Origin of the sequence: Duganella sacchari (assembly GCF_900143065.1) — a bacterium.
GTDB classification, from domain to species: Bacteria; Pseudomonadota; Gammaproteobacteria; order Burkholderiales; family Burkholderiaceae_D; genus Rugamonas; species Rugamonas sacchari.
This window is the reverse complement of sequence record NZ_FRCX01000001.1, coordinates 466,715-487,961: the sequence shown is the minus strand read 5'-3', so window position 1 is coordinate 487,961 and position 21,247 is coordinate 466,715. Positions and strand designations below refer to the sequence as shown.

General features: G+C 62.8%; 21 protein-coding genes. 5 read left to right on the top strand and 16 right to left on the bottom strand.

The features are described 5' to 3' along the window. Window positions 1-2: 2 nt before the first annotated feature. The 6 genes from BUA36_RS02320 to BUA36_RS02295 form a co-directional block, all read right to left on the bottom strand. Window positions 3-935: a formyltransferase gene (locus tag BUA36_RS02320; RefSeq protein WP_072780992.1), complete on the bottom strand. Its 933-nt coding sequence runs from the start codon at window positions 933-935 to the stop codon at window positions 3-5. After that, window positions 928-1,941 carry a glycosyltransferase gene (locus BUA36_RS02315; protein WP_202413541.1) on the bottom strand — a complete coding sequence of 338 codons (1,014 nt, stop codon included), beginning with the start codon at window positions 1,939-1,941 and terminating at the stop codon, window positions 928-930. The genes BUA36_RS02320 and BUA36_RS02315 overlap by 8 nt, the downstream gene beginning before the upstream one ends. A 5-nt stretch (window positions 1,942-1,946) precedes the next feature. Beyond that, complete coding sequence (locus tag BUA36_RS02310) at window positions 1,947-3,086, bottom strand: DegT/DnrJ/EryC1/StrS family aminotransferase (RefSeq protein ID WP_072780990.1); 1,140 nt, start codon at window positions 3,084-3,086, stop codon at window positions 1,947-1,949. Between the two features lie 67 nt (window positions 3,087-3,153). Next, a complete protein-coding gene (locus BUA36_RS02305) occupies window positions 3,154-3,525 on the bottom strand; it encodes an SMR family transporter (protein WP_072780989.1) in 372 nt (123 codons plus the stop codon). Window positions 3,526-3,540: 15 nt separating this feature from the next. Beyond that, window positions 3,541-5,202 carry a glycosyltransferase family 39 protein gene (locus BUA36_RS02300; protein WP_072780987.1) on the bottom strand — a complete coding sequence of 554 codons (1,662 nt, stop codon included), beginning with the start codon at window positions 5,200-5,202 and terminating at the stop codon, window positions 3,541-3,543. Then, complete coding sequence (locus tag BUA36_RS02295; protein ID WP_072780985.1) at window positions 5,202-5,594, bottom strand: Mth938-like domain-containing protein; 393 nt, start codon at window positions 5,592-5,594, stop codon at window positions 5,202-5,204. The genes BUA36_RS02300 and BUA36_RS02295 overlap by 1 nt, the downstream gene beginning before the upstream one ends. Window positions 5,595-5,778: 184 nt before the next feature. On the opposite strand from BUA36_RS02295, the gene BUA36_RS02290 reads away from it, so the two are divergent. Next, window positions 5,779-7,011, top strand: a complete 1,233-nt coding sequence (locus BUA36_RS02290) for a pyridoxal phosphate-dependent aminotransferase (protein ID WP_072780984.1) — start codon at window positions 5,779-5,781, stop codon at window positions 7,009-7,011. Between the two features lie 22 nt (window positions 7,012-7,033). Then, complete coding sequence (locus BUA36_RS02285; RefSeq protein ID WP_072780982.1) at window positions 7,034-8,356, top strand: homoserine dehydrogenase; 1,323 nt, start codon at window positions 7,034-7,036, stop codon at window positions 8,354-8,356. A gap of 112 nt (window positions 8,357-8,468) precedes the next feature. Here the strand turns inward: BUA36_RS02285 and BUA36_RS02280 are convergent, their stop codons facing one another. The 4 genes from BUA36_RS02280 to BUA36_RS02265 form a co-directional block, all read right to left on the bottom strand. Beyond that, window positions 8,469-8,795: a BON domain-containing protein gene (locus BUA36_RS02280; protein WP_072780980.1), complete on the bottom strand. Its 327-nt coding sequence runs from the start codon at window positions 8,793-8,795 to the stop codon at window positions 8,469-8,471. Between the two features lie 208 nt (window positions 8,796-9,003). Continuing rightward, window positions 9,004-10,404 (bottom strand): sigma 54-interacting transcriptional regulator, encoded by a 1,401-nt coding sequence (locus tag BUA36_RS02275; protein WP_072780978.1) that lies wholly within the window; start codon window positions 10,402-10,404, stop codon window positions 9,004-9,006. After that, window positions 10,401-10,964, bottom strand: coding sequence for a hypothetical protein (locus tag BUA36_RS02270; RefSeq protein ID WP_072780977.1), 564 nt, complete (start codon window positions 10,962-10,964; stop codon window positions 10,401-10,403). Before BUA36_RS02270 ends, BUA36_RS02275 begins: the two co-directional genes overlap by 4 nt. Beyond that, window positions 10,954-12,378, bottom strand: coding sequence for a HAMP domain-containing sensor histidine kinase (locus BUA36_RS02265; RefSeq protein ID WP_072780975.1), 1,425 nt, complete (start codon window positions 12,376-12,378; stop codon window positions 10,954-10,956). The genes BUA36_RS02270 and BUA36_RS02265 overlap by 11 nt, the downstream gene beginning before the upstream one ends. 145 nt (window positions 12,379-12,523) lie before the next feature. On the opposite strand from BUA36_RS02265, the gene BUA36_RS02260 reads away from it, so the two are divergent. Then, on the top strand, window positions 12,524-14,437 hold the full coding sequence (locus BUA36_RS02260; RefSeq protein ID WP_072780974.1) for a methyl-accepting chemotaxis protein: 1,914 nt from the start codon (window positions 12,524-12,526) through the stop codon (window positions 14,435-14,437). On the opposite strand, the gene udk is transcribed toward BUA36_RS02260, so the two are convergent. The 6 genes from udk to BUA36_RS02230 form a co-directional block, all read right to left on the bottom strand. Continuing rightward, complete coding sequence (gene udk / locus BUA36_RS02255) at window positions 14,430-15,065, bottom strand: uridine kinase (protein ID WP_072780972.1); 636 nt, start codon at window positions 15,063-15,065, stop codon at window positions 14,430-14,432. The genes BUA36_RS02260 and udk overlap by 8 nt on opposite strands. After that, window positions 15,062-16,054, bottom strand: coding sequence for a zinc-dependent alcohol dehydrogenase family protein (locus tag BUA36_RS02250; protein WP_072780970.1), 993 nt, complete (start codon window positions 16,052-16,054; stop codon window positions 15,062-15,064). The genes udk and BUA36_RS02250 overlap by 4 nt, the downstream gene beginning before the upstream one ends. Window positions 16,055-16,117: 63 nt before the next feature. Continuing rightward, complete coding sequence (locus BUA36_RS02245) at window positions 16,118-16,420, bottom strand: ArsR/SmtB family transcription factor (RefSeq protein ID WP_072780968.1); 303 nt, start codon at window positions 16,418-16,420, stop codon at window positions 16,118-16,120. A gap of 53 nt (window positions 16,421-16,473) precedes the next feature. Continuing rightward, window positions 16,474-16,815 carry a ribonuclease E inhibitor RraB gene (locus BUA36_RS02240; RefSeq protein ID WP_072780967.1) on the bottom strand — a complete coding sequence of 114 codons (342 nt, stop codon included), beginning with the start codon at window positions 16,813-16,815 and terminating at the stop codon, window positions 16,474-16,476. 28 nt (window positions 16,816-16,843) lie between these two features. Then, window positions 16,844-18,283, bottom strand: a complete 1,440-nt coding sequence (locus BUA36_RS02235; protein ID WP_072780965.1) for a sensor histidine kinase — start codon at window positions 18,281-18,283, stop codon at window positions 16,844-16,846. 5 nt (window positions 18,284-18,288) lie between these two features. Then, on the bottom strand, window positions 18,289-19,002 hold the full coding sequence (locus BUA36_RS02230; protein ID WP_072780963.1) for a response regulator: 714 nt from the start codon (window positions 19,000-19,002) through the stop codon (window positions 18,289-18,291). Between the two features lie 193 nt (window positions 19,003-19,195). Between BUA36_RS02230 and BUA36_RS02225 the strand changes: the two genes are divergently transcribed. Both BUA36_RS02225 and BUA36_RS02220 read left to right on the top strand, forming a co-directional pair. After that, a complete protein-coding gene (locus tag BUA36_RS02225) occupies window positions 19,196-20,260 on the top strand; it encodes a porin (protein ID WP_072780962.1) in 1,065 nt (354 codons plus the stop codon). Then, window positions 20,260-21,228 (top strand): Bug family tripartite tricarboxylate transporter substrate binding protein, encoded by a 969-nt coding sequence (locus BUA36_RS02220; protein WP_208861846.1) that lies wholly within the window; start codon window positions 20,260-20,262, stop codon window positions 21,226-21,228. The genes BUA36_RS02225 and BUA36_RS02220 overlap by 1 nt, the downstream gene beginning before the upstream one ends. The last annotated feature ends 19 nt before the right edge of the window (window positions 21,229-21,247 follow it).

Sequence of the window (21,247 nt, the reverse complement as noted above, 5' to 3'; positions counted from 1 at the left end):
CTTTATACGCGGGCGGCCAGGCGGGTTTGCAACTGCTCGGCCGTGATGGGTTCGCCATCGGCCGTCAAAGCGGAAATCGTCAGCATGCGGCCATCGCCGCACACGCCAAAGATGCAATTATCTACTACTGTCAAGCCAGGTGGCAAACTGAGGGAAACAACATTGCCAAAATTGCCATTCAGGCGGGCGCGCTGGATCACGTAGCGCACCCCGTCGATATCGGTAAAGGCGCCCGGGTAGGGCGGCGCCACTGCGCGGTGCAGATTGTAGACTTCCTGGGCCGGCATCAGCCAGTCGATGCGGCCGTCTTCTGGCTTGCGGCCGCTGAAATAGCCGCCCTTGCTGAGGTCGTTGTGCAGGCGCGGCGCGCTGCCATCCAGCAGCGACGGCAGCACGCGCCACAGCGCCTGCTCGGCCGCCACCTGCACCTTGCCGAACACTTCATGCGCGGTATCGTCGGGCAGGATCGGCACGTCCATCTGCGAGACGATGGCGCCGGCGTCGGGCTTGACGGTCATCTCGTGCAGCGTGGCGCCGGTGACGCTGGCGCCATGCAGCACGGCCCAGTTGACGGGCGCGCGGCCGCGGTATTCCGGCAGCAGCGAGCCGTGCATATTGAAGGCGGGCGCCACGGCCAGCAGTTCAGCCGGCAGCATGTGGCGGTAGTAGAAGCTGAACATCAGGTCCGGCTGGAGCGCCTGGACCTGCGCCAGCAGTTCCGGCGATTTGGCGTTGGCCGGCGTGATGTAGGGGATGCCTTCCGCCTCGCACAGCGAGATCACGGATTCAAACCAGATGTTCTCGCTGGCGCTGTCTTCGTGCGTGACCACCAGCGCGACCTCCACGCCGCCGGCCAGCAGCACCTTGAGGCAGCGGACGCCGACATTGTGGTAGCCGAAGACAACGGCGCGCTTGCGGGACTCGAAATCACTCATGAGGACGGCCTACAGTACGTTTTTCGGCGCTGACCGGCACGCTGTCCAGTGCCTCGCCCGGTTTTTGCTGCAACACGGTCTGCACCACATAGCGCGGCCGCGCGCGCACCTGCTGGAAGATGCGGCCCACGTATTCGCCCAGCAGACCGATGCCGAACAAGATTACGCCCATGAAGAAGAACGCAATCGCAAACAGCGTGAACAGACCTTCCGCTTCCGCGCCCAGGAACAGGCGGCGCACCACCAGCACCAGCACCAGCAGGCCGGAGATGATCGACATCAGCATGCCCATCATCGAATAGAACTGCAGCGGCACCAGCGAGAAGCCGGTGACCAGGTCGAAGTTCAGGCGGATCAGGCTGTACAGCGAGTATTTCGATTCGCCGGCCGCGCGCTCTTCGTGCTCGACCGTGATCTCGGTCGGGTTGCGTGCAAAGCGGTAGGCCAGCGCCGGCACGAAGGTATTCACCTCGGCGCACTGGTTGACCAGGTCGATGACGTTGCGGCCGTAGGCGCGCAGCATATTGCCCTGGTCGGTGATCTTGATGTTGGTGATGCGCTCGCGCAGGTGGTTCATGGCCTTGGACGCGTAGGTGCGCCATGCCGAATCCTGGCGCTTGCGGCGGATCGAGCCGACGTAGTCATAGCCTTCGCGGATCTTGGCCACCAGGTTGCCGATTTCCTCGGGCGGGTTTTGCAGGTCGGCGTCCAGCGTAATCATGATGTCGCCGCGCGCCTGTTCGAAGCCGGCCAGAATCGCCATGTGTTGGCCGTAGTTACCGTTGAACAGCACCACGCGCGTGACGTCCGGGCGCGCGCGGAACTGCTCGGCCAGGATCGACACCGAGTTGTCGCGGCTGCCGTCGTTGACGAACACGATCTCGTAGGTGGTGCCAAGCTGGTCCAGCGCCGGGTATAGGCGCGCAAACAGCGCGGCCAGGCCGGCCTGCTCGTTGTAGATCGGGATGACGACCGAGACTTCCGGTTTGATCTGGGCGATGGTCATGTCGGTCATTTGATCAGGATCGCTTTCACAGCGGCGACCGTGCGGTCGACATCGGCGCTGGTCATGGCGTAGAACATCGGCAGGGTGACGGTCAGGCGGCCGATTTTTTCCGCGACCGGGAACATGCCTTCCTTGAAGCCGCGCTCGCGGTACATGGTGAACAGGTGGATCGGCGCGTAGTGGTAGCCGGTGCCGACGTTGAAGCGGTCCTTGAGCGCGTTCATGAAGTCGGCGCGCGTGGTCGGGCCGTTATCCGGCAGGATGATCTGAAACAGGTGGTAGTTGCTGCTATCAAAAGCCTGCAGCGGCAACTGGGCGCCCGATTGCGCCTCAAAGTCCGGGCCGAACGCTTCGTAGTAGCGGCGTGCCAGTGCGCGGCGATGCGCGGTGATCTTTTCAATATTGGCGAACTGGCCCAGGCCGATGGCGGCCATGATGTCGCTCATATTGTATTTGCCGCCGAGGACGTCAACGTCGATGCCATCGACGCCGCTGCGGGTCACGCCTTGCAGGCGGTATTTCTCCGCCAGTCGGGCTTCTTCCAGGTTGTTCAGCACCAGCGCGCCGCCTTCGCCCGTGGTGATGTTTTTGTTGGCCTGGAAGCTGAACGAGATGAAGTCGCCAAAGGCGCCGATGCGTTGACCTTTCCATTCCGAGCCGAACGCTTGCGCAGCGTCTTCCACCACGCGCAGATTGTGCTTTTTGGCGATGGCGTACAGACGGTCCATATCGACCGGCAGGCCGGACAGGTAGACCGGGATGATGGCCTTGGTGCGCGGCGTGATCGCAGCTTCCACCTTGTCGAGGTCGAGGTTGCGCGTGACCGGGTCGATGTCGGCAAACACCGGCGTGGCGCCCACTTCAATGATGACGTTGGCCGTGGCCACCCACGAGATCGGCGTGGTGATGACTTCATCACCCGGGCCGATGCCGGCGATGCGCAGCGCGATCTCCATGGTGCAGGTGCCGGAGTTGAAGGTACGCACCGGACGGCCGCCGAAGTACTCGGACATCTGGGCTTCAAACGCCGCCACTTTCGGGCCGCTGGTGATCCAGCCCGAGCGCAGGACTTCGCCAACGGCGGTAATGGTGGCCTCGTCTATCGTGGGACGGGAGAAGGGCAGGAATGGCAGATCAGCGCTCATGAGGTGGTTGTACTCTCGTTATTCGTATTATTTGTTTAAGACGTATTGCGGCATTCTAAATTGTTCGTCAGGTACGCGCCAGCCAGGCCACGCCCACCAGAATGACAAAAATGGCAAGCAGGCGCTGCACGGACAGTGCTTCACCGAACAGATACCAGGCGCCGAAGGCCGTGACCACATAGCCCAGCGACAGCATAGGATAGGCCACGGAAACATCGACGCGCGACAGCGCGATAATCCACAGTACCACCGACAATACGTAACAGGTCAGCCCGCCAATAATGGGCAGCTGGGTGGCGACGCGCCAGCCGACGCTGAACAGATTGCTCAGCGTCAGGTGGATTTCGCCGACGTTGCGGGCGCCCGCCTTGAGCAGTAGCTGGGCGACGGCGTTGAGCAGGACGCCCACAACGATAAAACTAAAAGTTGCAATATTCATTTAACGATTTAACCATTACAGATTGGTAATGACCAGGCGGCGCGTATCTTCCGCAATCACGCGCATGGTCACGCCCTTGGCCTTGAGTTTTTCATAAGCGTCGTCGCTGACGATGGCCAGGGCCTTGACGTTGGCGGCGCTGTGTTCTTCCCACTTCTCGATAAAGCCTTCGACGGTCGGGATCGACAGCTCCGGCTGCTGGCGCAGGCCAAACGTGAACTCATCCCAGTAATCGACCAGCGTGACCGTGCGTTGCAGGTAGAAGGTCATCGACTGCTCATAGGTGTTGACCGAGTAGATCTTGGTATCCGCCTGCAGTTCCGGCAGCATCTTCATGGCCAGCTCCTTACCGGCGCGCATTTTGCCATAAGGCTCGAAACCGGTGAGGATAAGCTGTACCGAAACGAAGCCGGCAATTGCCAGCGTCAGCACGGCCAGGTCGCGGCGCAGATGGCGCGCATGCAGCATGGCGATGGCGCCACCGGCGGCAGCCACGATGGCGGCGGTCAGCACCCACGGCTGATAGGCTTCCAGCAAGATGCGCTCGTCCGGATGGCGCACTGCCATCTGGGCCATTTGCGGCACGGCAGCCAGGCCGGCCACGCCGACCAGGATCAGCAGGCCGGCCGCGATCATGCGGTTCAGGCGCGAGGCGCCTTCCAGGTAGGTAGCGATGAGCAGCGCCAGCGCCGGATAAATCGGCAGGATGTAGCCCGGCAGCTTGGAGCTGGAGTAGCTGAAGAAGAAGGTGATGAACACGGCCCAGATCAGCAGCAGCAGCTTGGGCTGGAAGGCGACGCCCGGTTCGCGCCGGATGCCATGGAACATCGCCTGCGGCAGCACGCCCAGCCACGGCATGATGCCGGGGATCAGCAGCACCAGGAAGTAGTACCACGCGCCTTCGCGATGGTGGGTCTTGAGGAAGAAGCGTTCCCAGTGTTCGTGGATGAAGAAGAAGTGCGGCTGCTCGGGGTTTTTCAGGCCCACCAGCACAAACCATGGCGTGGCGATGGCAAAGAACAGCAGCAGGCCTTTGACCAGATGCAGGCGCTTCCAGATCGCCAGGTCGCGCGACAGGGCGGTGTACAGCACCAGTACGGCGCCCGGCAGCACCAGGCCGATCAGGCCCTTGGCCAGCACCGCCAGTGCCATGCCGGCCCAGCAGACCAGCATCCAGTTACGGCGCTCGCGCTCGGTGGCGCCATCGTGCTGGGCAATCAGCACCGCGCACAGCACGATGGTGGTCATGCCCGACAGGCCCATGTCCAGCGAATCGATCTGGCCGCAAGCCACCCAGAACAGGCTCGAGCCCAGCGCCAGCGCAGCGTAAAAGCCGGCGCGCGCGCCAAATACGCGGTGGCCGGCATAACCGGTGAGGAACACGCCGCCGAGGCCGCACAGGCCGGTCCACAGGCGCGCCTGCCACTCACCGAGGCCGAAGGCGGCGAAGGAGAGTGCGTTCATCCAGGTTTGCAGCGGTGGTTTTTCAAAGTATTTGATGCCGTTGAGGCGGGTGGTGATCCAGTCGCCGCTGGCCCACATTTCGCGCGCCATCTCGGCGTAGCGGCCCTCATCGGGCGGCACCAGCGTGCGTACGCCCAGCACATACAGCCAGACGAGGACAAACGCCGCCAGCAGCGACCAGATGAGTTTTTTGGAGTTATACAGGTCGTTCATCAGGCGCTTTTGCCCTTGTTGGCGTCAATCACCAGGGCCAGCGTGACCTTGCGGCCCTCGCCCATCAGGATGTTGTAGGTGCGGCAGGCGGCCTGGCTGTCCATGCATTCCACGCCGATGCGGCGCATGGTCAGCGCGGCTGTCAGCTTGGGGTGGATGAAGCGCTGGCGGTCGCCGGTGCCGAGGATGACCACGTCCGGATGGTCTTCGCCGATGAGGTCGAAGTGCTCCTTGGTCAGCGAATCAAAGCTGGGCGCATTCCAGGCGCGTGGCGGGGTTTCGGGCAGGACGATGAGGCTGTAGTTGTAGCGCTCGGCGTTGATTTCAACGCCGCTGTCATCGTAACCGGTGACGGTCTGGTATTTTTGGGTATCGCTTTGGTGGAGCTTCATGACGGAATCGCGGATTTGGTCGGCAAAAGAAGCATTATTGTATCGTTTTCAAGGGGGCCACGGCCTGAAAGGTTGCTTAAATCAGTGCCTTTCGGCAGAATGGTTATTTTCGCATTGCAGCAAAGGCCGGCGCCGGTGTTTTGGCAGGTCAGAGAAGTTTGCCTCACATACACAGGATTTTATTTTGCGACCGATTCAAAAATCGAACAAACTGGCGGAAGTCTGCTACGAGATCCGCGGTCCGGTGCCAGAAAAAGCCCGGCAAATGGAGGAAGAGGGCCACAAGATCACGAAGTTGAATATTGGCAACTTGGCAGTGTTCGGCTTTGATCCTCCGGACGAGATCGTTCAGGACATGAAAATCAACCTGTCCAACGCGGCCGGCTACACCGATTCCAAGGGCATGTTTGCGCCGCGCAAGGCGGTGATGCACTACACCCAGGGCAAGAATATCCGTGGCGTCAGCATCGACGACATTTACCTGGGCAATGGCGCCTCCGAACTGATCGTGATGTCGATGAACGCGCTGCTCAACAATGGCGACGAGGTGCTGGTGCCGGCGCCCGACTATCCGCTGTGGACGGCGGCCGTGTCGCTGTCGGGCGGCAAGCCGGTACACTACATCTGCGACGAGCAGCAGGACTGGTATCCCGACATTGAGGACATGCGCCGCAAGATCACGCCGAACACGCGCGCGATCGTGGTCATCAACCCCAACAATCCGACCGGCGCGCTGTACCCGGTCGAGCTGCTGCTGCAAATCATCGAGCTGGCACGCCAGCACGACCTCATCATCTACGCCGATGAAATCTACGACAAGGTGCTGTATGACGGCGCCGAGCACGTGTCGATCGCCTCGCTGGCCGACGATATCCTGTTCGTGACCTTCAACGGCCTGTCGAAAAATTACCGCGCCTGCGGCTACCGTTCCGGCTGGATGGTGGTGTCGGGCGAGAAATCGCACGCCAAAGACTATATCGAAGGCCTGAATATGCTGGCCTCGATGCGCTTGTGCGCCAACGCACCGGGGCAGTTTGCGATCCAGACTGCGCTCGGCGGCTACCAGTCCATCGACGACCTGGTAGGACCGGGCGGGCGCCTGTTGAAGCAACGTGATCTGGCTTACCAGCTGCTGTCCGAGATTCCGGGCGTCAGCGTGGTCAAGCCGAAAGCGGCGCTGTACATGTTCCCGCGCCTCGATCCGAAGATCTATCCGATCGCGGATGACCAGCAGTTCGCGTACGAGCTGCTGGCCGAAACCAAAGTGCTGATCGTTCAGGGCAGCGGCTTCAACTGGATCGCGCCGGATCACTTCCGCGTCGTGTTCCTGCCGAACTCGGACGATATGGTGGAAGCTTTCGGCCGCATGGCCAAGTTCATGGAAAGCTACCGCAAGCGCCACGGCGCCAGCTTCTAATTCAGATCTACGGAAACACATTATGAAACCAATCAAAGTAGGCTTGTTGGGCGTCGGTAATGTCGGCGGTGGGACGTTTGACGTGCTGGAGCGCAACCAGGAAGAAATTCGCCGCCGCGCCGGCCGCAGCATCGAAGTGGTGGCCGTCTCGGCCCGCAACCTGGAACGCGCCAAGGCGCGCACCGGTGGCAAGGTGGCCGTGGTGGCCAACCCAATGGACATCGTCAACGACCCGGATATCGATATCGTCGTCGAACTGATCGGCGGCTACGAGCAGGCGCGCGAGCTGGTGTTGAAAGCGATTGCGAACGGCAAGCACGTGGTCACCGCCAACAAGGCGCTGCTGGCCGTGCATGGCAACGAGATTTTCGCTGCGGCCCAAGCCAAGGGCGTGATGGTGGCGTTTGAAGCGGCCGTGGCCGGCGGCATCCCGATCATCAAGGCGCTGCGTGAAGGCTTGACTGCCAACCGCATCGACTGGCTGGCCGGCATCATCAACGGCACCACCAACTTCATCCTGTCCGAAATGCGTGACAAGGGCCTGGACTTCGCCACCGTACTCAAGCAGGCGCAGGAACTGGGCTATGCGGAAGCCGACCCGACCTTCGACATCGAAGGCGTGGACGCGGCGCACAAGGCCACCATCATGTCGGCGATTGCGTTCGGCATTCCGGTGCAGTTCGACAAGGCGCATGTGGAAGGCATTTCCAAGCTCAACGCGGTGGACATCCGCTACGCCGAGCAGCTGGGCTACCGCATCAAGCTGCTGGGCATCGCCAAGCGCGCCAAGGTCAACGGCAAGGAAGGCGTGGAGCTGCGCGTGCACCCGACGCTGATACCATCCAAGCGTCTGATCGCCAATGTGGAAGGCGCAATGAATGCCGTGCTGGTGCAGGGTGACGCTGTCGGCGCGACGCTGTACTACGGCAAGGGCGCCGGTTCGGAACCGACCGCGTCGGCGGTGATTGCCGACCTGGTGGACATCACGCGCCTGGCCACAGCCGACCCGGAGCACCGTGTGCCGCACCTGGCGTTCCAGCCGAATGCCATGACCAACATCGAGATCCTGCCGATGTCGGAAGTGACCACCAGCTATTATCTGCGCATGAACGTGAGCGACCAGCCAGGCGTGCTGGCGGACCTGACGCGCATCCTGGCCGATGCGGGCATCTCGATCGACGCCATGCTGCAGAAAGAACCGGCGGACGGCGAAACCCGTACCGACATCATCTTCCTGACGCACCAGACGCAGGAGAAGCACGTCACCGCCGCCATCGCCAAGATGGAAGGCCTGCCGACCGTGTGCGGCAGCGTGACCAAGATCCGTCTCGAAAACCTGAGCTGATAAAAAAAAATCCGGACGGTGTCTACGCACACCGTCCGGCAAAGGGTTGGGGCAGCTACTCCTATTTAGTGCCCTTACTGCTACTGCTCGGAACTACCAAATACTGACGAAATTACTTCGAAGCGACGGTCAGTTCGCTTTTAACTTCCTTCACGCCAGGCACAGCCGATGCCACCTGGATGGCTTTGGTGCCGACGTCGGTGTTCGCTACACTACCGCTCAAGGTCACCACGCCGTCCTGGGTGGTCACACCGATTTGCTTTTGATCTGCCAGGGAAGCTTTGATCTTGCTGGTGATGGCGTCATCATTGCTGGCGGTGCCGGTTTTGGCGGCGCCAGCCATTGCACCTTCCTGTTGCGCGAATGCGGTACCGGTTGCTGCAACAGCGGTCAGGGCGGTGGCAACCATCAGGCGGGCGATCAGTTTAGTGGTCATCATGATTTGCTTCCTTTATCGAGTTTGAGGATAAAACGTCTGTGACGTTACCCACTCCTTTGCAAACCCCGTGCCAGCTCTGATTTTTCTTTCTAATTCAATGACTTAGATATGAATTTCTAATGGGAAATCACAACCTTGTGGATTTTTCGGCCAGATTGCCGGGTTTTTGTCGGGAAACGGCGACACGGGCGTGCCGCGATTTGCCAAGTCATTGATTTTTAACGGACTCTTCTTGTCGCTCGATGGCGACATCGCCACGGAACAGGCTGGCGTCCAGCTCATGCTTTTGCAGCAGACGGTAGAACTCCGTGCGGTTGCGCTCGGCCAGACGGGCAGCGTCGGCCACGTTGCCATCCGTGAGTTTCAGCAGCTGAACCAGGTAATTGCGCTCGAAACGCTGGCGCGCTTCCGTGTAGCTCAGCACTTCCAGCGACGGCACGCGCAGCGCGCGTTGCACCAGCGACAAGGGCACCAGCGGCGCGGTGGCCAGCGCACACACGTGTTCGATGACGTTGTACAGCTGGCGTACATTGCCTGGCCAGGCCGAGGTGGTGAGCGCCTCCAGCGCATCGGGGGCGAAGCCGCGCACGGTCTTGTCGTACTTGGCCGCCAGCGTCTGCAGGAATTGCGTGGCCATGGGGGCGATGTCCTCGCGCCGCTGCGCCAGCGGCGGCAAGGTCAGCGTGATGACGTTGAGGCGGTAGTACAAGTCTTCACGGAACTGGCCTTCCAGCATGGCGGCGTCGAGATCGCGGTGGGTGGCTGACAGCACGCGGATATCCACCGGTCTGGCGATATCCGACCCCAGCTGGCGTACCACGCGCTCCTGCAGCACGCGCAGCAGTTTGACTTGCAGCAGCAGCGGCATGTCGCCAATCTCGTCAAGAAACAGCGTGCCGCCATCCGCCGCCTGCAGCAAACCCTCGCGGCTGCTCACGGCGCCGGTGTAGGCGCCTTTGACGTGGCCGAACAGTTCGGACTCCAGCAGCGCTTCCGGGATCGCGCCGCAATTGACCGCAATGAAGGGCGCCTTGGCGCGGCGGCTGGCCTTGTGGATGGCTTGCGCCAGCAGCTCCTTGCCGGTGCCGCTTTCGCCACGGATCAGGATGCTGGCGTCGGAGGCGGCCACCAGCCGCGCCTCCGCCAGCAGCTCGTCCATGCCCTGGCTGCGGCTGATGATGGCCGAGCGCCATTCCTCGTTGCCTTCGGCTGCGTGCGCGGCTGGCGCTGCCAGGCTCAGGGCCTGGCTGATGCGTTCCAGCAGCAGCTTGGCGTCAAACGGCTTGGTCAGATAGGCGTAGGCGCCCAGCGTGGTGGCTTCCACCGCGTCCGGTATGGTGCCGTGCGCGGTCAGCAGGATCACTGGCAGCGCCGGATAGCTGCGGCGGATTTCCTGGAACAGCCACATGCCGTCGCGGTCGGGCAGGCGGATGTCGCTGATGACCAGGCGCGGCAGTTCGATCGACAGCCGCGCCAGCGCAGCCTCGGCGCTGCCGACCGCCGTGACGCGGTAGCCATTGGCGTTGAGCCGCATCGACAGCAGCCGCAGCAGGTCATCGTCGTCATCGACGATCAGGAGGTGGGCGCCTTGCCCTTGGGTTGTGCTCATTTGGTCACCTGTGATCCGGACGCCGGGCGGGCCGGCAAGGTACGTTCGATGGCTTTCAGGCCTTCCAGCATGTCATTGAGCTGGTCGATGCGGCGCTGGCTTTCTTTCTGCTGCGCGGTGAGGCGGTCGGTGTGGTCGTACAGCCGGCGCATTTCAGCGCAGTTGGCGGACAGCAGCTGCGCCAGCGCGCGGAACGGCGCCGCCTCCACATCGGCCGAAGTGGCGACGCTGTCGAGCAGCGCCTGCGCGCGCGCCAGGTCGCCGCTGCCGCGCGTGAGCATCAGCGCCATGCCCATCTGGAGGGCGACGCGCGGACTGCGCTGTTGCAGGCCGAGGCCGCTCAGCTCCTTGACCAGCTCGCCCTGGCTCATGCGCCGCAGGCTCTGGTGATAGCTGAGCAGCGGCCCCACCTCATCGGGCGGCGGTGGCGGCGGCGTTACCACTTCTACCACCTGTGGTGGGGGCGGCAGCGGCGCCGGTTCGGCCGGCATCGGCGAATTTAAGGTGCAAGCTGCCAGTGGCAGGCAGGCCAGCAGCACGAGACAGGAGTTAGCTTTCATAAGGCAGTTCAAGATGGAAGTGGGCGCCCCGTTCAGACGGCAGCAGTTTCAGGACGCCGCCATGCGCGGCCACGTATTCATGCACGATGGACAGGCCGATGCCATTGCCCCGGCGCGCGCCGGGCGGCTGGCGCTGTCCCTGGTAAAACGGTTCAAAGATGCGCGCCGCGTCTTCCGGCGCCACGCCTGGTCCCTGGTCAACGCAATCGAGCAGCAGCTTGTCGTTGAGTTCGCCGAGGCGGAAGCTGATCAGGCCGCCGGCAGGACTGAAGCGCACCGCGTTCGATAGCAGGTTGCCCAGCACGATGGCCATTTTGTCGGCATCGGCCGTGATCGGACTGGCCCGCCCTTCAGCAATGACGGTCAGCCGCGCTGCCTGCCACTGCAGGCGCTGGCTGTCGATGGCCTGGGTCAGCAGATTGTTCATGTCAACGCGCTGGCGCTGCACATGCTGGGCGTCGAAGGTGGCGGCGTTGTAGCGCAGCAGCGCTTCGATCTGCGATTGCAGCGCGACCGTGTTCTGGTTGAGGATGCCGGCGATCTCGCGCTGGTTGGGCGACAGCGCGCCAGCCACGCCGTCTTCCAGCAAGGCCACGCCCTCACGCAAGGCCGCCAGCGGCGTCTTGAGTTCGTGCGAGATATGGCGCAGGAAGCGCGCCTTGTCCGCCTCCAGATCGCCCAGGCGCTGGCGTAGCCAATTCAGCTGCTGGCCCACGCGGTGCAGATCGCTTGGGCCGCGCACGTCGATGGCCTGGTCGTAGCGGTTCTCGCCCAGCGTGTCGATGGCCTGCTCGATCTGCTCCAGCGGACGCGACAGCCACAAGCCGAAGCCGCCGGCCAGCAGCGCCGCCAGCACAATGGAGCCTATCACTTGCGCCTTGAGCACGGCGCGCCGCTGATCCAGTTCGGCCAGCAGCAGGCTGTTGCGGCGTTCCACCTCCTGTTTGGCCTCTTCGGCGAGCTGGTCGTTGACGCCGGGCAGCGGCGCCAGCACGCGTTCCAGCGCCTGCTGGCGGGCGCTGGAACGCGGACGCGAGGGCGTTTGCAGGATATTCCAGGCCTGCTCGCCCGAAGCGCGCCATTGTTCGAACACGGGCGGCGGCGTGTAGGGCAGGGCGGTGGCGACCGCATCCAGCAGCAGCTGGGCGTCGCGCCAGGCGTCGGCATAGCGCTTGCGGAAGGCCGGATCGTCCAGCACCAGATACTGGCGCGCGCTGCGCGTCATGGCGACGCTGCGTTCCGCCAGTTGCTGGATGTTTTCGGTGAGGGCCAGTGCGTGGCGTCCGCTATCGCGGCTGTGCGCCGCCAGGCGGTCCAGCGTCCACAGCGCGTGCAGCGAGGCGGCGCTCAGCAGCACGGCGATCAGCAAAAAGACGCCCAATAGCAGCTGGCGAAACGAGAGTTTCGAGAGCATCGTGGGTTATAAAAAGGCCATATTGACGAAATCATATGGCCAAACGGGCGCAACAGCCCGTTCGATTGAACACCAGCTTTTGCTTGCGCAGAGTGGCTTGTTTCGATACGCTCATTTCACTACTGAAGCTGCCCGGGAGCCCTACATGCCTGACTTCTTGCGCCGTCTGTCTATCCGTAACAAGCTGATGCTCAGCATGGCCTGTTGCCTGCTGCTGTTTCTGGTAGTGTCCGCCACGCTGAGCGTGGTCATGACGGGCAACGGCATCCGCGAACGGGTGGTGACGCAGGAGCTGCCGGCGGAGATCGGCGAGATCCGCAACGACATCCAGCGCCAGATCGGCGAGCCGCTGGCGGCCGCATTGTCGATTTCAGCCAACACATTTTTGCTGGACTGGGAAAAAGCCGGTTTGCCCGATAGCGGCCAGGATGCGTGGAAGGCCTACGCGACCAGCATGCGCCGCAGCACGGGGGCGGCAGCGGTGTCGTGGGTGTCGGCGTCGACCGGCAAATACTACGACGACAAGGGCTATAACCGCACGCTGGACAAAAACGCGGCGGCTGACCACTGGTTTTACGATTTCATGGCCAGTGGCAAGCGCTACTCGCTGAATCTGGACAAGGAACCGGGCGCCAGCAGCTACAACGTCTTCATCAACACGCGCTTTGACGCGGGCGACGGCAAGACCGGCATCACCAGCCTGGGCCTGGCAGTCGACAAGCTGGCCGAAACCATCCGCAGCTACAAGGTGGGCAAGTCGGGCTTTGTGTACCTGGCGCGGCCGAACGGCATGCTGATCGTGCACCGCGATTCTGCGCTGGCCGACGGCAAGCACTTCATGAAGGACCTGCCGGGCTTTAGCGACAAGTTGAGCGGTGAACTGTTGAAAGGCGAACGTTACGCCAGCGCTGCGTATTCCGCGCCGGACGGCAAGCGCCTGGTGGCGTCGTCGTTTTTGCCTGAGCTGAATATGTATGTGATCGCGGAGGTGCCGGAAGCCGAAGTGCTGGGCCAGGTGACGCGTTCAGTGACGATTTCCGCGCTGGTAGGTGGCCTGGTGGGCGGAGGCATCGGCATGTTTGTGATTTATCTGGTGAGCATGGCGATTGCCGCACCGGTGGCGCGCGCGGCGCAGCTGCTTAGCGAGATCGCTGACGGCAATGGCGACCTGAGCCGCCGCATGCCGGTGGAGAGCCAGGATGAAGTCGGCGCGCTGGCGGATGGCTTTAACCGTTTCGTGTCGTCGCTGAACGGCACCATCCGCCAGGTGCGCGACAGCACCGAGACGATCGCCACCGCATCGAGCGAAATCGCCAGCGGCAATCTGGACTTGTCCTCGCGCACGGAAGCGCAGGCCTCCAGCCTGGAAGAAACCGCATCGGCAATGGAGCAGCTGACGGCCACCGTGACGCAGAATGCCGACAGCGCGCGCGAGGCCAATCAGCTGGTGCAGTCGGCTGCCGGCATCGCGGCGGAAGGTGGCGCGGTGGTGGGGCGCGTGGTGCAGACCATGGAGTCGATCAAGGACAGCTCGCGCAAGATCGTCGACATCATTGCCGTCATTGACGGCATCGCGTTCCAGACCAATATCCTGGCCTTGAATGCGGCGGTGGAAGCGGCGCGCGCGGGTGAGCAGGGACGTGGCTTTGCCGTGGTGGCGTCGGAAGTCCGCACGCTGGCGCAGCGCTCGGCTGCTGCGGCCAAGGAGATCAAGGAACTGATTAACGATTCGGTGGTGAAGGTGGATGCCGGCAGCGTGCTGGTGGACGAGGCGGGCGACACCATGAGCCGTATCGTGACCTCGGTTGAACAGGTGACCAGCATCATGGGCGAAATCGTCTCGGCCAGCCACGAGCAGAGCGAAGGCATCGCGCAGGTGAATCTGGCGGTGACGGAGATCGACAGTTCGACGCAGCAGAACGCCGCGCTGGTGGAACAAGCCGCGGCGGCGGCCGGCTCGCTGCAGGAGCAAGCCGCCAACCTGGCGAAGGTGGTGAGCGTCTTTAAACTGGAAGAGGAAGCGCGCGGCAGTGCGCGCGCGCTGGTCAGGACTACTTGATCCGGCCGATCACACTGGCGACCTTGGTGGTAATCATGTCCACCGCCGGGCCATTGGCGCCATGCGGAATAATCAGGTCGGCGTGGCGCTTGGTCGGCTCGATGAATTGCTTGTGCATCGGGCGTACGGTGTCCAGGTACTGGCCGACCACGCTTTCCACTGAGCGGCCGCGCTCCGTGATATCCCGCTGCATGCGGCGGATGAAGCGGATGTCCGAGGCGGTGTCGACAAAGATCTTCAGCGACATCATGTCGCGCAAGGCCTCGTCATAGAGGGCAAACAGGCCTTCGATGACGATGACCGGCGCTGGTTTGACGGGAATGGTGCGGTTGGAGCGGTTGTCGAGCGTGAAGTCGTACTCCGGCATCTCGATGGCTTCACCGTTGCGCAGGGACTGGACATGCTGTACCAGCAGCGGCCAGTCGAAAGCCTGGGGATGGTCGTAGTTCTGCTGGCGGCGGACTTCAGGCGTGAGATGGGTCTGGTCGCAGTAGTAGTCGTCCTGCATCACGACTGAGACCATCTCAGCGCCAAATGACGCCAGCACTTGCTGGGACACTGTTGACTTGCCACTGCCGCTACCGCCAGCGACACCAATAATAAACGGTTGGAAAGAAATCGTATTCATACCGAATGATACCGGAAGCGCGCTTCCGCTGGCACGACGGCAATCGCGATTTTCCCTTGCAGGCCATTGTTGGCGCTTTCCAGCCGGGCATGGGCGAGCGGGATGTCGGCCAGCGGGTAGACGGCGCCCACGTGCGGGCGCAGCTGGCCGCGTTCTACCAGCGCGCTCAGTTCATCCAGCTTGCCGCGGTTTTGCCGGGTGAAGACCATGTGGTAGCTGGCGTTCTTGCCCCAGGCCTGGATCAGGTTTTGCGGCTGCGCGATGTCCACGATGGAGACCACCCTGCCCAGCTGTGCCAGTGCGTCCGGGCTGCGTGACAAAGTGTTGCCGCCGATGGTGTCGAGCACCACGTCAACGCCGTGGCCGTGTGTTTCCCGCAGGACGGCATCGACATAGTCTTCCTGTTCATAGTCGATGACCACATCGGCGCCCAACCCGCGCACAAAGCTGGCGTTTGCTGCGCGCACCGTGGTGAACACCCGTGCGCCCATGGCCTTGGCCAGCTGGATCGCCACATGGCCGACGCCGCCCGCGCCACCGTGTATGAGCACGCTTTCACCTACCCGCAGCGCGGCGCGCACCACCAGGGCTTCCCACGCCGTCCCGCCCACCAGGGTCAGGCTGGCCGCCTCCAGATGGCTCAGCGAGGGCGGTTTCTTGCCGACGATGCTTTCGGCGGCCACGTGGTACTCGGCGTAGCTTCCCGCGCCATCAAAGATTTGCGGGGTGTACCAGACGGCGTCGCCGGGAGCGAAGGCCGTCACGCACGGCCCTACCGCCTCGACCACGCCGGAAACGTCGTGCCCGGTGATGGCCGGCAGTGGCACCAGGCCGGGATAGTCGCCACGGCGCACCTGGTAATCCAGCGGATTGATGGAGGTGGCATGGACCCGGACCAGCACTTGCCCCGCCTGCGGCACGGGCTTTGCCACTTCGCACAGCTGGAACGCTTCGGGGCCGCCAAACGAGTTGAGTACGATTGCTTGCATGGTAAATCCTTATTTCGTTAAAAAGGGATATCGGGAATTATCGATATATAATGGTAAAAAATTTTACAGCTCTTTGCCGATGATCTCGGCCAGGGCACTGATGGTTGCTTCGTTGCGTTTGTAGTAGGTCCACTGGCCGATGCGCCTGGCCTCGACCAGCCCCGCGCGTTGCAGTGTGGCCAGGTAGTCGGACACCGTGGACTGCGACAGCCCCACGCCTTCCTGGATGCTGCTGACGCAGACGCCTACCGTGAGAACGTCGCCCTCATCCTGCGGCGGAAAACTCTTCGCAGGATCTTTCAAGCCTTTCAAGATGTCAAGGCGAGTCCGGTTTGAGAGGGCTTTGAATATGTCGAGCAATTCCATGCGACGATTATATCGGAATTTACCGATATGTGAATATGGCCGTCGCGAAAATTCTAGTTTGCCGGACCCACATCCATGCCGTCATAGGATTCAAGCTGGTGTTCGTCGGCAAACTTGTAGAACTCCTGGTTGCGGGCGTGCAGCGTGTCGACCGTGTGTTTCTCGACTTTCTCGATGTGCAGCCACCACAGGGCCGGGGTTTCCGCTTCCGGTTTGGAATCGTAGATGCCGACCACCTGGTAGCCTTTGGCTTTCAGCTCCTCTGCAGCCTTTTCCAGCTTGGCCTTGTCCGCGTCGGCGAAAAAGTAACCCCACAGCAGCGGTTTGCTGATATCCCAGGGGGCGTTGGCTTTCATGTCCGCGAACAGCGTGACCATATCTTCTTTGCTAATCATGAGTCTTCCTTAAATGCAGACGCGTATTTTACCGCGTCGCGAAGATAATCCTGATCTTCAGTCCCTGGCCGCCGGCCGCGTCGTCGAGTTGGAGGGTGGCGCCGTGCAGCGTGGCGATGTCGCGCACGATGGCGAGGCCGAGGCCATGGCCGCCGGGATTGCGTTCCAGCGTGGCGGCGGCGCGGTAGAAGGGCGCGAAGACGCGTTCGCGTTCGGCAGCGGCGATACCGGGGCCGCTGTCCTCGACTTCCAGCGTGACGCTGTCCGCGCCTTCGTTCACGCGCAAGATGACGGTGCCGCCTTGCGGCGTGTAGCGCAGCGCGTTGTCCACCAGATTGGCCAGCATCTCGTGCAGCAGCAAGGCCTGGCCGTGGACGGTGCCTTCCTGCTCGGCCTCCAGCGACAGGTCGATGTTTCTGGCGACAGCGGCAATCGCCAGTTCCAGGCCGACCTGGCGGGCGAGGTCGTGCAGTGAAACCGGCGCGGTGCTGTCCTCGCCGCGATGTTCAATGCGGGCCAGCGTCAGCAGGCGGTTGGCCAGGTTGACGGTGGAGTCGGTGGTGGCCGCCATGCTGTAGACGATCTCGCGCAGCGCGGCCGGATCGGCGCCTGCCTTGTCGAATTCGCGCAGCGCCAGTTCGGCCTGGGTTTTCAATACGGTCAGCGGTGTGCGCAGCTGGTGCGAGGCGTCGGCGATGAAGCGGCGCTGGCTGTTGATCAGCATGTGCATGCGCGAGCGGGAGCTGTTCAATGCGGCCACCAGCGGGCGCACCTCCTTGTGCACCAGCGTCGGATCAACGTCGGATGCGTCATTCAGACCGCGCGTTTCGACAGCGCTCTTCAGCTGCATCAGCGGCTGCAGCACGAGGCGCACCGCAAACCACACCAGCAGCGCCACGGCGGCCAGCAGCAAGGCTTGCCATGTCAGCGTATCGAACAGGATCTGGTTGGACAGCACACGCCGCGCTTCCAGTGTTTCGCCCACCTGGATCAGTGCGATGCCGCGCATGGAATCGTCATACACGGGCTGCAGCAGCGCGGCGATGCGGACCGGCTGGCCGTTGTAGTTGGCGTGGTAAAAGCGCACCAGCGCCGGATAGGCTTCCGAGCGCGGCACGTTGGCTGGCACCGGCGGCAGGTCGCTGTAGCCGGACACGGTTTCGCCGGCAATCCCGGTGACCTTGTAGTAGATGCGGCCCAGCGTGTCGGTTTCGAAGCTGTCCAGCGCGACGTAGGGCACATCGGCCACGACTTTGCCGTCCACCACCGAGACGCGCTCCGCCAGTGCGCGCGTGGACGCCAGCAGCGAGCGGTCATACGCCACATCGGCGGCATCCAGCGCATTGCGGTAGACCGAGATGGTGTTCAGCGCCACCAATACCAGCAAAGGCCCCAGCAGCCAGCGCAATAGCTGGCCGCGCAGGCTGCCGGGACCGACGCGGCGTGACGGGGCGCGCAGCCAGGCCATGGCGGCTAGCCGGCTCCGCCCGGGCCGCCGACTGCGGAACGCGGCTGCAGCAGATAGCCGATGCCGCGCAGCGTGGTGATGACGGCGGCATCGGGACCTTCCACGTCCAGCTTTTTGCGCACGCGGTGGATGTATAAATCGATGGCGTCGAGATTGGCGTCGTCGCCCAGCGAGAACACTTCATCGAACAGCTTTTCCTTGGCGACGGCGCGGCCGGTGCGGGTAATCAGTGTCTCCAGCACGGCGTGTTCGCGCGGCGTCAGCGCCAGTGCGTTGCCGGCATAGCTGAACATGCGGGTCACGGTGTCGAAACTCAGCGCGCCGCAATTGTGCACCAGCGTCTCGTTGCCGACGCTGCGGCGCAGCAGCGCCTTGACGCGCGCCTCCAGTTCTGCGAGTTCGAACGGCTTGGCCAGGTAATCGTCTGCACCCAGGTTCAGGCCCTGCACGCGGTCTTCCAGGCCGCCGCGCGCGGTCAGGATCAGCACCGGCGTCTTGCCGCGCGGGCCGCCACGCGCGCGCAGGCGCTTGAGCACATCCAGGCCATCCATGCGCGGCAAGGTCAGGTCGAGGATGACCAGCGAATAGTCCTGCGTGTGCAAGAGCGCGTCCGCATCGGCGCCATTGTCGGCGCATTCCACCGTCAGATGGGCGTCGCGCAGGGCTTTGGCCAGCCAATGCTGTAATTCGGTGTGGTCTTCAACTAACAGTATGCGCATGGGGTCTTGCCAGTTCGGTCAAATAAGTGCAGGGTAAGGCCAGCATCATGGGCTGCTGGCGGATAAAAAGGAAGTCCCCGCCGGGTTTGTGGTGAGCAGGAGACACTGAAAGGCAATTGAAAGATTGACGCTCCTATAGTGGACGCCTGATTGCAAAAATCAGAACACATAAAACTATATCTGGAGACAATTCATGAAGAAATCCCCGTTGACCCTCGCGGTCCTGGCGATGCTTGCTGCCGCCGGCAGCGCCCACGCACAGTCCAATGTCCAAGTCTACGGCCTGCTGGATGTGGGCGTGGAGAGCGCCAATAACCAGACGCCTACCGGTGGCAACATGACCCGCGTGATCTCGGGCGGAATGAACACGTCGCGCTGGGGCCTGCGCGGCAGCGAAGACCTGGGCGGCGGCCTGAAAGCCGTGTTCAATCTGGAAGGCGGCATCCTGATGGATACCGGTGCGCAGGACGGCGCGCTGTTCAAGCGCCAGGCCAACGTTGGGCTGGAGGGCGCGTTTGGCCGCGTGGTGATAGGCCGCTCGTTCACGACCGTGTATGACACCGTGATCGCTTTCGACCCGATGGGCTTTGCGCCGTTCTACTCCTGGGCGACTTCCGGTCCCGCCACCGGCCCAAGTAAATACGGCTTCACCACCCAGTACGACAACATCATCAAATACGCGGGCAGCTTTGGCGACTGGAAGATCGGCGCCAACTACGCGGCCGGCGAGCAGACTACCGGTGCGCAGGACAGCGCCAAGGTGGGCTTCAGCACCGTCTACAAACTCGGCGGCGCAAACCTGATGGCGACCTGGGAACGCAACAACGGCAACACGGTGCCAGCCACTGGTAACCGCGACAAGAACACGGTGTGGCACATCGGCGCCAATTACGAAACCGGCCCAGTCAAGGTGTGGGCAGTGCTGCGCGACTACAAGCTGGTGGCGGGCAAGGCACTCACCGACGATGTCGACGCCACCACCACCTGGGCCGGTGTCGCCTACAAGACCAACGAAGTGACCACGCTGACTGGCGCCATCTACCACGTGAACGTCAAGAACGTCGCTGCCGGCAAGGACGCCGATCCGACCATGTATGTGGCGCGCTACCGCTACGCGCTGTCCAAGCGCACCGACCTGCACGTGACGGCCGCTTATGCCAAAGCGAAGAATGGCCAGCTCACCGGCCTGTCGCGCGATGATGCCGGCTATGGCACCAGCCAGCGCGGCCTGACGGTCGGCATGCAGCACCGCTTCTGATGAAAAACCTGCTGGCACTCATCTGCGCACTGCTGTTTGGTGTGGCGGCCCAGGCGGCAGGGCTGGAGTGCATCGTGCCGTCCAAACCGGGCGGCGCGATGGACCTGACCTGCAAGCTGGCGCAAAAGGGCTTGTACGGCCTGCGCGACACGCCCAAGCCGCCGCCATCCGATATGCATATCACCTATCTGCCGGGCGGGATTGGTGCGGTGGCGTGGCACTCGCTGGTGTCGCGCCGCCGTACCGAGCCGAATACGCTGGTGGCGTTTTCCGGCGGCTCGCTGCTGAATCTCGCACAGGGCAAGTTCGGCAAGGTGAATGCGTCGGATGTGCGCTGGGTGGCGGCATTGGGTGCGGACTACGGCATGATCGCGGTGCGCGCCGATTCACCCTACAAGACGCTGCATGACCTGATCGGCGCGCTCAAGGCCAATCCGCAGAAGGTGCTGATTGGCGTCTCCGGCACCATCGGCAGCCAGGACTGGCTGAAGATGGCGCTGGTGTCCAGGAGCGCCGGCATTGATCCGAAAGCGCTGCGTTTCGTGGCGCTGGAGGGCGGCGGCGAAGCCTTCACCGCGATGCATGCGAACTATGTGCAGGTGGTGTCGGGCGATGCCAGCGAAGCGTCGCTGTATGCGGCCAGCGGCAATACCCGTGTGCTGGCGGTGCTGTCCGAGCAGCGTTTGCCCGGCGTGCTGGCCAATGTGCCGACTGCGCGTGAGCAGGGTGTGGATGTGGTGTGGCCGATTATCCGTGGCGTGTGGATGAGTCCTCACGCGCCGGATGCCAACTATCGCCAGTGGGTGTCGGCGTTCGACCGTGTGCTGGCCAATCCGCAGTTTGCGCAGATGCGCGCAGCTTCGGGCTTGTATCCCTTTGGGCTGACCGGCGATGCGCTGGCGGTCTATGTCAAGAAAGCCGTGGATGACTACGGTAAGCGTGCAGCCGAATTAGGCCTGATGCGCTGAAACAAAAACCTATGGAGAT